The 13,070-nt window shown below is 34.4% G+C and carries 12 protein-coding genes and 2 tRNA genes; 13 read left to right on the plus strand and 1 reads right to left on the minus strand.

Annotated elements, in window-relative coordinates; translation table 11 throughout:
* Positions 1–2 precede the first annotated feature (2 nt).
* From mnmE to BLP54_RS04540, 12 genes are all read left to right on the plus strand, one after another.
* On the plus strand, positions 3–1,373 hold the full coding sequence (gene mnmE, locus BLP54_RS04485; protein WP_090167209.1) for a tRNA uridine-5-carboxymethylaminomethyl(34) synthesis GTPase MnmE: 1,371 nt from the start codon (positions 3–5) through the stop codon (positions 1,371–1,373).
* Between the two features lie 19 nt (positions 1,374–1,392).
* A complete protein-coding gene (gene mnmG, locus BLP54_RS04490; RefSeq protein WP_090167211.1) occupies positions 1,393–3,273 on the plus strand; it encodes a tRNA uridine-5-carboxymethylaminomethyl(34) synthesis enzyme MnmG in 1,881 nt (626 codons plus the stop codon).
* Between the two features lie 71 nt (positions 3,274–3,344).
* Entirely contained in the window at positions 3,345–4,064 is a 720-nt protein-coding gene (gene rsmG, locus BLP54_RS04495; RefSeq protein ID WP_090167213.1) for a 16S rRNA (guanine(527)-N(7))-methyltransferase RsmG, read from the plus strand.
* A gap of 68 nt (positions 4,065–4,132) precedes the next feature.
* The gene (locus BLP54_RS04500; RefSeq protein ID WP_090167215.1) at positions 4,133–4,639 is read left to right on the plus strand and encodes a hypothetical protein; all 507 of its coding nucleotides are present in this window, start codon (positions 4,133–4,135) and stop codon (positions 4,637–4,639) included.
* 300 nt (positions 4,640–4,939) lie between these two features.
* The gene (locus BLP54_RS04505) at positions 4,940–5,710 is read left to right on the plus strand and encodes a ParA family protein (RefSeq protein ID WP_090167217.1); all 771 of its coding nucleotides are present in this window, start codon (positions 4,940–4,942) and stop codon (positions 5,708–5,710) included.
* A 2-nt stretch (positions 5,711–5,712) separates the two neighbouring features.
* Positions 5,713–6,606 (plus strand): ParB/RepB/Spo0J family partition protein, encoded by an 894-nt coding sequence (locus tag BLP54_RS04510; RefSeq protein WP_090167219.1) that lies wholly within the window; start codon positions 5,713–5,715, stop codon positions 6,604–6,606.
* A gap of 36 nt (positions 6,607–6,642) precedes the next feature.
* Positions 6,643–7,137: a DUF4446 family protein gene (locus BLP54_RS04515; protein ID WP_090167221.1), complete on the plus strand. Its 495-nt coding sequence runs from the start codon at positions 6,643–6,645 to the stop codon at positions 7,135–7,137.
* Entirely contained in the window at positions 7,137–8,006 is an 870-nt protein-coding gene (locus BLP54_RS04520; protein WP_090167223.1) for a DUF3881 family protein, read from the plus strand. Before BLP54_RS04515 ends, BLP54_RS04520 begins: the two co-directional genes overlap by 1 nt.
* Before the next feature lie 59 nt (positions 8,007–8,065).
* A tRNA-Arg gene (locus tag BLP54_RS04525) sits at positions 8,066–8,139 on the plus strand.
* A 211-nt stretch (positions 8,140–8,350) separates the two neighbouring features.
* Complete coding sequence (fliY, locus tag BLP54_RS04530) at positions 8,351–8,962, plus strand: flagellar motor switch phosphatase FliY (RefSeq protein ID WP_090167225.1); 612 nt, start codon at positions 8,351–8,353, stop codon at positions 8,960–8,962.
* Between the two features lie 9 nt (positions 8,963–8,971).
* Positions 8,972–10,429, plus strand: a complete 1,458-nt coding sequence (locus BLP54_RS04535; protein ID WP_090167227.1) for a hypothetical protein — start codon at positions 8,972–8,974, stop codon at positions 10,427–10,429.
* A gap of 216 nt (positions 10,430–10,645) precedes the next feature.
* Positions 10,646–10,718 (plus strand) — tRNA-Lys (locus tag BLP54_RS04540).
* Between the two features lie 153 nt (positions 10,719–10,871).
* On the opposite strand, the gene trmB is transcribed toward BLP54_RS04540, so the two are convergent.
* Positions 10,872–11,516, minus strand: a complete 645-nt coding sequence (trmB, locus tag BLP54_RS04545; protein ID WP_090167229.1) for a tRNA (guanosine(46)-N7)-methyltransferase TrmB — start codon at positions 11,514–11,516, stop codon at positions 10,872–10,874.
* 155 nt (positions 11,517–11,671) lie between these two features.
* On the opposite strand from trmB, the gene BLP54_RS04550 reads away from it, so the two are divergent.
* Positions 11,672–13,063, plus strand: coding sequence for a D-alanyl-D-alanine carboxypeptidase family protein (locus tag BLP54_RS04550; protein ID WP_090167231.1), 1,392 nt, complete (start codon positions 11,672–11,674; stop codon positions 13,061–13,063).
* The last annotated feature ends 7 nt before the right edge of the window (positions 13,064–13,070 follow it).

A 13,070-nucleotide genomic window follows, 5' to 3' on the forward strand; every position in this document is an offset into this window, starting at 1 on the left:
TTATGTATCGTTCAGATACCATTTGCGCAATCGCAACATCTATGAATAGTTCTGGCATTGGTATTATCCGTGTCAGTGGAGAAGAATCAATTTCTATAGTTGATTCTATTTTTCGTGGAAAAAATAAACTGGTTGAATGTGATACTCATACTATTCAATATGGCCACATTGTTTCAAAGAATGAAATCATTGATGAAGTATTAATAATGCTTATGAAAGCTCCTAGAAGTTATACTACTGAGGACACTATTGAAATAGATTGTCATGGTGGCGTACTTATTCTTAAAAAGGTTCTTTCACTTTTAATAGAAGCAGGAGCAAGAATAGCTGAGCCTGGAGAATTTACAAAGCGAGCATTTTTGAATGGAAGAATAGACTTGTCGGAAGCTGAATCAGTTATGGATTTGATTTCTTCAAATTCAGAATTAGCTATGAAGAATTCCATTAAACAATTATCGGGTTCATTAAATAAAATCATTGTTGATTTAAGAGATAAGATTCTTTATGAAACAGCATATATAGAATCAGCTTTAGATGATCCAGAACACTATGATTTAACTGATTATCCTGAAGAGTTAAGAGGTAAAGTTAATGATATGATTGGACGAGTTGATGATTTGATTGATTCATTTAATTCTGGTCATATTTTAAAAGAAGGTATTAATACTCTTATTTTAGGAAAACCTAATGCTGGAAAATCTTCACTTCTCAATACATTAAGTAGAAGAGAAAGAGCAATCGTTACTGATATTCCAGGAACTACTCGAGATACATTGGAAGAGCAGATTACAATTAATGGTGTTTCTCTTAATATTATTGATACAGCAGGTATAAGGGAGACAGATGATATAGTTGAAAAAATAGGTGTAGATAAAGCACTAGATTCCATTGATGATGCTGATTTAATTTTATTTGTAATTGATTCGTCAAGGCCACTGGATGAGAATGATGAATTTATTATTGATAAAATTATAGATAAAAAGGTAATCATTTTACTTAATAAATCTGACCTCGATACAATGATTAGCGAGGAAGAAATATACAATAAATACAATAAACCTGTTATTTCTTTCTCATCTGTAAGCTTAGATGGCCTCAAAACATTAGAATCTAAAATTACAGATATGTTCTTTAGTGGTCAGGTTAAATCTGATGATACTTTGTATATTACAAACTCAAGACAGGCTGGTTGTTTGACTAATGCAAAGAATAGTTTGTCTAATGTTTTAAATAGTATTGATAATATGATGCCAGAAGATTTCTTCTCTATAGATTTGATGGATGCATATAATTATCTTGGTGAAATTACTGGTGAAACTATTGATGATGATTTAGCTAATAAGATTTTCTCAGAATTCTGTATGGGAAAATAAAAGTGGTAAGGAGTAATAAATGAGTCACGTTGAAGAGTCCTATGATGTAGTTGTTATAGGAGCTGGTCATGCTGGTTGCGAAGCTGCACTTGCTTCAGCCCGCATGGGATTAAATACAATTTGTTTTACAGTTAGTATGGATTCTGTTGCAATGATGCCTTGTAATCCTAATATAGGAGGAAGTTCTAAGGGACACCTTGTTAGAGAGCTTGATGCACTTGGCGGACAGATGGGTATTAATATTGATCATACTTTTATCCAGTCTAAGATGCTTAATAGTTCAAAGGGTCCTGCTGTTCATTCACTTAGGGCACAGGCTGACAAAGCTGCATATTCTCAGAGAATGAGAAAGACTATGCAAGATACTGAAAACCTTACTTTAAGACAGGCTGAAGTTACAGAATTAATTATTGAAGGTAAAAAAGTAGCTGGTGTAAAAACTCTTTCTGGTGCTACTTATCATTGTAAAGCAGTTGTTATTTGTACTGGAACATATCTTAGAGCAAGATGTTTATATGGTGATGTTATTGAATACAATGGTCCTAATGGTTTAAAGGCTGCTAATCATCTTACTGATTCATTATTAGCTAATAATGTAGATATGAACCGCTTTAAAACTGGTACTCCGGCAAGAATTGATAGTAATTCTATTGACTATTCCAAGATGGAACCACAGTATGGTGATGACCCTGTTATTCCATTTTCATTCAGTACACCTAGAGAATCTGTTCAGATTGAACAGGTACCTTGTTATCTTACTTATACTAATGAAAAGACTCATGAAATTATTAGAGCAAACCTTGATCGTTCACCAATGTATTCAGGTGTAATTGAAGGTACTGGTCCAAGATATTGTCCAAGTATTGAAGATAAAGTTGTTCGTTTCGCTGATAAGAATCGTCATCAGCTTTTCGTTGAGCCTGAAGGACTTAATACAAATGAGATGTATATTGGTGGTATGAGTTCTTCAATGCCAGAGGATGTTCAGTATGCTATGTACAGAACTGTACCTGGACTTGAAAATTGTAAAATTGTTCGTAACGCATATGCGATAGAGTATGATTGCATTAATGCTACTCAGCTTAAAGCCAGCTTAGAGTTTAAAGATATTGATGGTCTTTTTGCCGCTGGTCAGTTTAATGGAAGTAGTGGATATGAAGAAGCTGCAGCACAGGGATTAGTTGCTGGCATTAATGCTGCACTTAAGCTTCTTGGAAAAGAACCAATGATTCTTGATAGAAGTAATTCTTATATTGGAGTTCTTATTGATGACCTTGTTACTAAGGAGACGAAAGAACCTTATCGTATGATGACATCACGTGCTGAGTACAGACTTTTGCTTAGACAGGATAATGCTGATTTAAGACTTTCAAAGATTGGTTATCAGGTAGGTCTTTTATCAAAAGAGCGTTATGACCATGTTGTAGAAAAGAAAAGACAGATAGAGGAAGAGGTAGCCAGAATTAAGGAGATTAATGTTGGTGCCAGAAAAGAAGTTCAGGCGTTGCTTGAATCTTACGGAAGTATTCCTCTTTCAAATGGTATAAAGTTAGTTGATTTAATTAGAAGACCAGAGCTTGATTATGATAAGCTTGCTCCTATAGATCCTGAAAGACCAGAGCTTTCTGATGAGGTAAGAGAAGAGGTAAATATTTATATTAAATACGAAGGTTACCTCACAAGACAGGCAAAGCAGGTTGAACAGTTCAAAAAGTTAGAGTCTAAAGTTATACCACAAAATCTAAATTATGAGGATGTTTCTAGTTTGCGTTTAGAGGCAAGACAGAAGCTTACAAAATTACGTCCTGCTAACATAGGACAAGCTTCTCGTATTTCTGGAGTTAGCCCAGCAGATATTTCTGTTCTTTTAGTATATCTTGAAACATATAAGGGTAACTAATTTTTTAATTAATGTTTTTAAGGGTACTTATATATACCCTCAATACAATCAAAATTTTTTTAAGGAGTTATATGAGTAGAGATTATTCATACTTAGTTGATACATTATCAGGTTGGAATTTTACTTTAACTGACAGACAGATAGAGCAGCTTGATTTATTTTATGAATTATTAGTAGAAAAAAATAAGGTAATGAACCTTACTGCAATTACAGAGTTTGATGAAGTTATAGTTAAACATTTTGCTGATAGTTTATCTATATGTACTGTATTACCTGATTCAGTTAAAACAGTTTGTGATCTTGGGACAGGTGCTGGTTTTCCTGGTATTCCTATGGCAATTGCCTATCCTGATTTACAGTTTACACTTATTGATTCTTTGAATAAACGTATTAAGTTTTTACAGGAAGTAGTTGATGCTTTAGGACTTACTAATGTTACATTGGTACATGCCAGAGCAGAAGAAGCAGGACGTAATAAAATTTATAGAGAGATGTTTGATTTAGTTGTATCTCGTGCAGTAGCTAACATCTCTACTTTATCGGAATATTGTTTACCTTTAGTAGATTTAGGTGGATACTTTATTAGCTTTAAGTCAGGAGATGTAAAAGAGGAAATTGAAGCATCGGGTTCTGCAGTTAAAAAGCTTGGTGGTAATTTAACTAAGCCTGTATATTTCTCATTACCTGATACAGATATCAGTAGATCTTTTCTTATTATTAAGAAAGAGAAGAATACACCAAAGGCTTATCCAAGAAAAGCTGGTACTCCTAGTAAGGAACCGCTTAAGTAATATATGTTTCACGTGGAACATATTTAGTAATTGTTTTTTGTTACAACACAATATATGGGGGAATATCTATGATTAATGACTTCCTAAAAAAATATCAGGAAGAGCTCATTTCTGAAAAAATCCAATTAAAAGAAGACATGGACTTATTAGAAACAAAGATTAAGGAAGAAAATAAATTCCTTAGTCTTCTTGAAGAGTCCAATGAATCATATTTCAAAGAATTTACTCCAAGAGATTTAAATTCAAAAAACAATAAAAAGGCAGAAGAAATACGTGCTTTTCTTATTGAACTTAATAGTGAGTTAGATGAAAAACAAACTCAAATGAAATTCTATGATGGAAGATTAGTAGAGCTTAATACTTTAATATCTAACACGGCCACTAAACAAGAACCAGTTATTGAAACTGTTATTGAAGAAGAACCTAAAGTTTATGATGACGAAATAGAAGTAGTTAACCCTTTAGGAATCTCTAATTCCGATTTAATTGGAAGACTTTCTAATATAAAAGATTTGATTTTATTAGATCCATACAGGGCACAAATGGAATTAGAAAAAATTATTTCTACTATATAATCTTCACTAACCTAAATATAGATATGTTTCACGTGAAACATATTATTTATATATTTGATTAAAAACACAAAATATAGTACTAGGAAATTTGAATCAACTCCTAGATATTGCAATTTTAAATGATAATGTTTCACGTGAAACATTATCATTTTATTAATTAAACACCTATATATAGTTAATAAAAGAGATTTTTATATAAACCGTACAGATATTCTTAGTAGAATTGAAATTCAGGGAATGATATAATTCTAAGAGTTAACAAATATGTGGTACTAGAAAAAGAAAAGAGGGAGACAATAAATGAAGAGAGTGATTGCAATTGCCAACCAAAAGGGTGGAGTTGGTAAAACTACTACTAGTATTAATCTTTCAGCATGCTTAGCTGAAGCAGGAAAGAAAGTCCTTGTTATCGATACTGATCCACAGGGAAATGCTACAAGTGGTCTCGGATTAGATAAGGATGAATGTGAGAATACTGTTTATGATTTAGTGTTAGATCAGTGCAGCATTAAGGAATGTATGTATGAGGTAGAGAATATCCCTAACCTTACAATTATTCCATCAAATGTTGATTTAGCTGGTGCAGAAATTGAACTTCTTGGAATCAATGAGAAAGAATATATCCTTAGAAATGCAGTAGATTATGTTAAGGATGATTTCGATTATGTAATTATTGATTGTCCTCCTTCACTTAATATGCTTACAATCAATGCTATGACAACTGCTGATTCTGTACTTGTACCAATTCAGTGTGAGTACTATGCGTTGGAAGGAATTAGTCAGTTGATTCATACTATCGACCTTGTTCAGGAAAGACTTAATTCTAAGCTTAAAATAGATGGTGTTGTATTTACTATGTATGATGCCAGAACAAATCTTTCTTCCGATGTAGTTGATACTGTTAAAAATAATCTTAATGCAACAGTATATCAGACTATTATCCCTAGAAATGTAAGATTAGCCGAAGCTCCATCACATGGACTTCCAATTAATCTTTATGATTCAAAGTCTACAGGAGCAGAGAGCTATCGTAATCTTGCAAAAGAAATTATTGGGAGAAAGGATTTATAAAAATGGCTGTTAAAAAGGGAGGTCTTGGTAAGGGATTAGATTCTCTTATTGTAAATAAGAATGAGGGTGTAGTAGCTGTTAATCCAGAACAGCATGGTGCCCCAGTCGAAGTTGATATTAATAAGGTTGAGCCAAACAAGCTTCAGCCTAGAAAAAACTTTGATGAGGATAAATTACAGGATTTAGCAGAGAATATTAAGATACATGGAATTATCAATCCACTTATCGTTCAGGACCGAGGAAAATATTATGAAATCATCGGTGGTGAGCGTAGATGGAGAGCTGCTAGAATTGCAGGTTTTAAGAAAGTACCAGTAATCATTATGAAGCTCAGCGAGCAAGAGTTCGTTGAGATTTCTCTTATTGATAACATCCAGCGTGAGCAGTTAAATCCAATTGAAGAAGCAATGGCTTTTGCAAGACTTATCGATGAGTTTAAGCTCAAGCAGGATGAGGTAGCAGAGAGAGTATCAAAGAGTAGAACAACAATCACAAATGCTCTTAGATTACTTAAGCTTGATAAACGTGTCCAGGATATGATTGTTGATGACAAGCTTACAACTGGTCATGCTAGAGCTATGCTTGCAATCACAGATCCAGATAAGCAGTATGAGTTTGCTGAAAGAGCCTTTGATGAGAAGATGTCTGTTCGTGATGTTGAGCGTGAAGTAAAGAAGCTTATAAACGATAAAAAAGCAGATAAGAAATCAAAGGTAGCAGAGCTTGATCCACAGTTAGTTGCAGTATATGAGCAGACTCAGGAAAAACTCAAGGGAGTACTTGGCACAAAGGTATTTATTAATGCCAAGGATAACAAATCTGGAAGACTTGAGATTGAGTACTATTCACAGGATGAGTTAAACAGAATTGTAGATTTACTTGAAAGTATAAAATAAAACATATGTTCGAAATGAACATTTATAGGAGTACAAATGATAGAACAGTATTTAGGTTTTAGTTTAGATTACATTTTATTAGGACTTGCAGCACTTGTCCTAGTTTTGATTATTCTCTTAATAGTTTTCATTGTGCAGATGGCAAAGCTAAAGAAGAGATATAAGATTTTTATGCAGGGTAGCACAGCAAGATCATTAGAGGATACACTTATCTACAGATTAGAACAGGTAGATGAGCTTATCGAAGCCAATGCAAGTAATGAAAGAAATATCGATACAATCATTAAAAACATGCAGGGATGTTTCCAGAAGATTGGTCTTGTTAAGTACGATGCATTTAATGAAATGGGTGGAAAGCTTAGTTTCTCACTTTGCTTATTAGATGAGAACAATTCAGGATTTATAATTAATGCTATGCATTCTCGTGAGGGATGTTATACTTATGTTAAGGAGATTATAGATGGTAATTCTATAATTCAGCTTGCAGAGGAAGAGGAAAAGGCATTACAACAGGCTTTAGGTGATAATTAATGCATAAATACATGCCAGCAGTTGGTTTTACTAAACTAAATAAAGCAGCGCTTGAAGAATTAATTAAAGAAATTACTCTTCGACCAGATTATCAGGAATCAGCAATTGATTTTGAAGGAAATCAGTTCGTGGAGCTCAGATATATGGTAGCTGATAACGTGGGATTAGTACTTAGAGGAATCTACAATGAAAATGACGAGTTCATTTTAGATTATTACTATCCTACTTATTTTGGTGCCTCAGTTTCAATTAACAATGATGTTGAAGTCATAAAGCAAACCGATAAAGATAATTACTATGTTATGTGTGATGAAATAAGATTAGGTGTTAATCTTATTTTCCAGCTACAGAACATGGGAGAGTTCCTTAGAAAAAATGGAAGAGCAACAAAGATTGATAAAAGAGACATAAAGCTTGCAGCGCTTTCAACAGAAGGAAAGATCCTTTTACCTGTATACGACAACGAAAAGAGTCGTATTAAGGAAAAAATGAATAATCAAAAAAGAATAAATCTTGTTGAGCAGGCAAGAGATGGAAACGAAGAAGCCCTTGAAAGTCTAACTATGGATGAAATTGATTTATATCAAAAGATTTCCAGAAGAGTAACCAGAGAAGACATTTTTAGTGTCGTTACTTCATTCTTTATGCCATATGGAATTGAGAATGATAAGTACGAAATTCTTGGTGATATTTTGGATGTGAAGTATGTTGTAAATCATCTTACCATGGAAGAGCTTTGCATGATGATCATTGAGAGTAATGATGTAATTCTAGAAGTATGTATCAATAAAAACGATTTATTCGGAGAGCCATTGGTTGGTAGACGCTTTAAGGGAATAATTTGGCTACAGGGAACAGTAGAATTTTAATAGCCTTGATTTTTCATAACTAGTAGATTAAAATCAAATAGTTGTGAAAAATCGCTTCTGTTTGAGTAGCTCAGCTGGATAGAGCGTCCGCCTCCTAAGCGGAAGGTCGTGGGTTCGAATCCCATCTCGAACATTAATTTAATAAACAGAAATTGGAGCCGAATGGCTCCTTTTTTATTGCTTGTTTAACACTGTTTATCCACAATAATTTCGCAATATTGTCATAAAATAGTTAATATTGAGAAGTAGTCTAATAATTATAAATATTGTATAATCAAAAGTAGAATATATAACTATGATTTCATACAAAGGGGGAAAATAATTATTTAGGAGGACGGTTGTCTATGGCTGATGTTACTTTAACAAAAGAGCAACAAGATACACTAGGTGAAATTGCGAATATTAGTATGGGATCTTCTGCAACATCTCTTAGTGCATTACTAAATAATCTAAAGGTAGATATTACTACACCTAAGATTGAATTAATCAGAAAGAGTGAATCACTTGATGATTATCATGATGTGTGTGTATTAGTACATATTAACTATGTAAAAGGATTATCAGGTAGTAATGTTTTAATCCTGAAGGAAGATGATGTTAAGATAATTGCTGATTTAATGATGGGTGGCCCTGGTGTGGCAGGACCAGATGCTATAGGAGAAATCCAATTATCTGCTGTATCTGAAGCAATGAATCAGATGATGGGAAGCGCAGCTTCTTCGATGTCACAGCTTCTGAATAGAATGGTAGATATTTCGCCACCAAAGACAGATAACATCGATGTAGAAAGTGTAAAGATATTTGAAAGGTTATTTGAGTCACCAGAAATAGATTTTGTAAAGATAACATTTAATTTGAAAATCGGCACAATAATAGATTCAGTTATGGTACAGCTGTATCCTATTTCTTTTGCATTGGACATGGTACATCTATTTGATAAAAAAGATGAGGCCTAGGGAGGAGCAATGGACGAGAATACTAAGAAAATTCAGAGAGAAATAGCTAAGGACAAAATTCAAGTTATTCTTTCCGGAATAGCGGTGGCAGTACTGATAGTCATGGAGCTGTACATCATGATTAATTTTGCCAGTAACTTTATGTTGATGGCCGTTGGTGTACTGCTGATGATTGTTGCGCTTTTTTTCCTGATAAGTGCAATTTTGGACATGTCTTTAAAATCAAAAGACATGGAAGCACAGAAATATGATGAAATCTATAATGCACAAAAAGCTTCGTATCTCGTAATAAAGAAAAGCTTCGATGAAATGGAGCAGCGTCTTAGAAATATTGAAGAGAGTAGCTCGTTACCAGCAGAAGATATTATTAATGCTCAAAAAGCCGTTGCAAAGGTTACAATTTCAAGAAATAAAGAGAATACAGATGCATTGATGAATTCAAATGATGAACTTATTAATCAGCTGTTTTCTATTAAAGAAAAGATTGAAGCAAATAATAGCCAGATTCTTGAGAAGCAACAAGCCTTGCTGAAGGAAAGTAATTTTGATATTCAGCAGAAAATAAATGATTTAAATTCAAAGATTTCTAGCATAGAAGGTAAAATCCAAAATGGAATTCCAGTAATGGCTCAGCCAGTACAGATGGCAGCACCAGTTATGCCGGCAATGCCTGCTATGGAAACACCTATAGCAGAAGCTCCTGCAATGGAGACACCAGCTATGGAAATTCCAATACCAGAAGCAATGCCAGAGGAATCAGTAATGGAAGAACCTCCATTAGAGGAACCTGTATTAGAAGAACCAATTGCAGAGGAGCCTGTAGAAGATTTAGGACTGGATTTAGATATGCCAGTCGAAGAGGAGCCATTACCAGAGGAAGCTCCAGCCGAAGAGGCAGTGGAGGATCTTGGAATAGATTTGGATATGCCAGTTGAGGAGGAACCATTACCAGAGGAGGCTCCAGCTGAAGAGGTAGTGGAAGATTTAGGACTGGATTTAGATATGCCAGTTGAGGAAGAACCATTACCAGAAGAGGCACCAGTAGAAGATGAGATTTCATTGGAGCCACCTGTTGAAGAAGCTCCAACCGAGGAAGTTCCAACTGAAGAGATAAGCTTAGAAGAGCCAGTAGCAGAGGAAGCTCCAGTTGAAGAAGAAATACCTGCAGAGCCTGAGCCAGTGGCAGAAGAACCATCAGAAGAACCAGCAGAAGAAATTGTTCTTGAAGCCACACCGGCTGAAGAGATTATTCTTACAGAGGAACCAGCAGCAGGTGTTGATTTGGATGCATTACTTGAAGAGGTTGGAGGGGCAGTAGAAGAAGAACCAGCTCCAGAACCTGAACCAGAGCCACCTGCTGAGGAGAAAACAGATGAAGTAGTAATACCTGATGTAGGAGTAGATCTAACTGATCCTAACAGAGTAATGAGTGCTGAAGAAATCGAAAAGCTTTTCGCAAATATATAAAGAATAAAAATGGTACCTGTCTCAAAATGAGGCAGGTATCTTTATATTAACTAAGAAAATATAAGAGAGTGATTAATGTTATAGTAAATTCAGATTTCTTTGTAAAAAGTCGAAACGGAAAAAGAAAAAAAATCGAAAAAAATTATAAAAAGGACTTGCAAAAAAGAAGAAAAGGCTATATACTTATCTTCGTTGCTGAGACAATGAACAAAATATGCGCGACTAGCTCAGCTGGCAGAGCACCTGACTCTTAATCAGGGTGTCCAGGGTTCGAACCCCTGGTCGCGCACTTTAAACGACATCGATTTTCGATGTCGTTTTTTTAATCATTATAATGAATGAAAAAGAACCAGTAGCTAACAATCTCTAAATGTTTCTCAAGGAGAGCTTTCTTCAGCTCGACGGAGAAATATTTAGGATTGTAAGCGTAACTGGTTCTTTCTTATCGGCTAGCCACTAATTTGAAGATTGGGTTGCCCTGACTAGAAAATTTTTCTTCATATTCAGTCATTACATTTCCCTGATTCATTGTGGCATCATTATGCAAATCATAAGTAATCTCAGTTATCTTCCATAGAGGATGATTCTCAATTTCTTCAACGGAGAAATCAAATAATCCTCTATTATCAGTTTTAAATTCAATACGTCCATCCTTGGCAAGAATAGTATTGTATCTATTTAAAAAATTAGAAGAAGTGAGGCGACGCTTGCTATGTCTGTCCTTTGGCCATGGATCGCTGAAATTCAAGTATATTCTATCTACTTCGTAGCAGCTGAAGATATCGAGTATTTCGGTTGCATCAAAGCATATAAAACGAAGATTTGGAATATCCTCTTCTTCAACCTTCTGAATAGCTCTGAGAAGAACACTGGTGTAACGTTCGATGCCTATATAATTAATATCAGGATTTTCCTTGGCAAGAGTAGTAATAAACTGTCCTTTGCCCATTCCAATCTCGATATGAATAGGATTATCATTTTTGAATATTTCTTTTTTATATAAACCCTTAAATTGAGCAGGATTGTTAATGCAATATGGACTGTTAGTAACAACCTCATCTGCTCCAGGAATATTTCTTAATCTCATATTTACCTCCGAATTCATAAAATCTAAAAAATTATATCATAAAAAAGCTAGATAAATGCCACAAGTTTGAGATAAAAAAGTAGCTAAAGCAAGGTAATTTAATTATAATCTATGTTATGAATATAAAAGAATAAGAGGCATTGAAATCATAAGTTATGAGATTTAAAAGAATTTTTAGCAAAGTATTAGCATGCGTATTATTAACAAACGCATTTGCAATAGGCAATTATAAAGAAGTAAAAGCAGCTGATTATTGGCCTAGCAGTGTTGATGTTACCGCTGAATCAGCAATTATCATGGAGCAGGAAACAGGAACCATTCTTTATTCAAAGAACATTGATGAGGTTCATTTTCCAGCTAGTATTACCAAGATTATGACAGCTCTTATAGTCCTAGAAAATTGTGATTTGGACGAGACAGTTAAGTTTTCTGCTGATGCGGTATATGGAACAGAGCTTGGATCATCAAGCATCGCAAGAGATGTTGATGAGGAAATGACCGTAGAACAGACACTATATGGAATGATGATAGAATCTGCAAATGAGTGTGCATATGCTTTGGGAGAGCATGTTGCAGGAGATATTCCATCATTTGTTAAGATGATGAATGCAAAGGCTAAAGAGCTTGGATGTACAAATACTCATTTCAATAATACAAACGGTCTTCCAGATGATGAGCATTATACTTCAGCTCACGATATGGCCCTTATTTCAAGAGCAGCATATTCAATACCAAAGTTTGTGGAGATTGTTGGAACAAAAAATTACACTATACCACCTACTAATAAGCATCCAGATCCTACACCTCTTAACAATCATCATCAGATGCTTCATTTTTACAAGTCGAATAAGTACCTTTATGAGTATTGTCTTGGTGGTAAGACAGGATATACAGCAGTAGCGGGAGCAACACTTGTTACATACGCAAAGAAGGATGGAATGACATTAATTTGCGTAGTAATGAGGGATAGTGTTACAGATCAGTACACTGATACTACAAACCTTTTTGAATATTGTTTTGATAATTTTAGCACATACAATGTAGCTGATTTTGCCTCTATTTCAGAGGATGATGTTAATATTACAGGTCGCCTAAGTGAAAACAGCGAGCTAATTAAAATCGATAAGAATGGATTAATCGTGATACCAAAGACAGCTAGTGTGCTGGATGTAACATCAGAGGTGGTTCCTTATAGTGATAAAAATGATAAATCCATTGTAGGACAGCTTAAATACACATATGCAGATAGAAGCGTGGGTCAGGCTAATCTGATATTCACAAATGCAGAGGTAGAAAGTTATCCTTTTGACAACATTCCAGTAGAAAAAGGCGGAAGTGGAAAAGAATATATTCAGATTGATTATCCTAAAATTGGTCTGATGATTCTTGGGGTTATTGCTTTAATTGCTTTAGCAGCATACATAAAGAGTAAATCTAGCGACATACTATTATTTAGACACAGATATAAAAGCAGACATACAAAGCGCAAGAAAACAAATATGACTATAATCAGAGATAACAGTAAGAATCGCAGAAAACGAAGATAAACGACAT

The organism is Pseudobutyrivibrio sp. 49 (assembly GCF_900100545.1).
In the GTDB taxonomy this organism is placed as follows: Bacteria; Bacillota; Clostridia; order Lachnospirales; family Lachnospiraceae; genus Pseudobutyrivibrio.

Bases quoted from the DNA above. Each gene is read 5' to 3' on its own strand.
- BLP54_RS04515 (WP_090167221.1), top strand. From the start codon at position 6,643: ATGATAGAACAGTATTTAGGTTTTAGTTTAGATTACATTTTATTAGGA.
- fliY (WP_090167225.1), top strand. From the start codon at position 8,351: ATGGCTGATGTTACTTTAACAAAAGAGCAACAAGATACACTAGGTGAA.
- trmB (WP_090167229.1), bottom strand. From the start codon at position 11,516: ATGAGATTAAGAAATATTCCTGGAGCAGATGAGGTTGTTACTAACAGT.
- BLP54_RS04510 (WP_090167219.1), top strand. From the start codon at position 5,713: ATGGCTGTTAAAAAGGGAGGTCTTGGTAAGGGATTAGATTCTCTTATT.
- BLP54_RS04520 (WP_090167223.1), top strand. From the start codon at position 7,137: ATGCATAAATACATGCCAGCAGTTGGTTTTACTAAACTAAATAAAGCA.
- BLP54_RS04500 (WP_090167215.1), top strand. From the start codon at position 4,133: ATGATTAATGACTTCCTAAAAAAATATCAGGAAGAGCTCATTTCTGAA.
- rsmG (WP_090167213.1), top strand. From the start codon at position 3,345: ATGAGTAGAGATTATTCATACTTAGTTGATACATTATCAGGTTGGAAT.
- mnmE (WP_090167209.1), top strand. From the start codon at position 3: ATGTATCGTTCAGATACCATTTGCGCAATCGCAACATCTATGAATAGT.
- BLP54_RS04535 (WP_090167227.1), top strand. From the start codon at position 8,972: ATGGACGAGAATACTAAGAAAATTCAGAGAGAAATAGCTAAGGACAAA.
- BLP54_RS04505 (WP_090167217.1), top strand. From the start codon at position 4,940: ATGAAGAGAGTGATTGCAATTGCCAACCAAAAGGGTGGAGTTGGTAAA.
- BLP54_RS04550 (WP_090167231.1), top strand. From the start codon at position 11,672: ATGAGATTTAAAAGAATTTTTAGCAAAGTATTAGCATGCGTATTATTA.
- mnmG (WP_090167211.1), top strand. From the start codon at position 1,393: ATGAGTCACGTTGAAGAGTCCTATGATGTAGTTGTTATAGGAGCTGGT.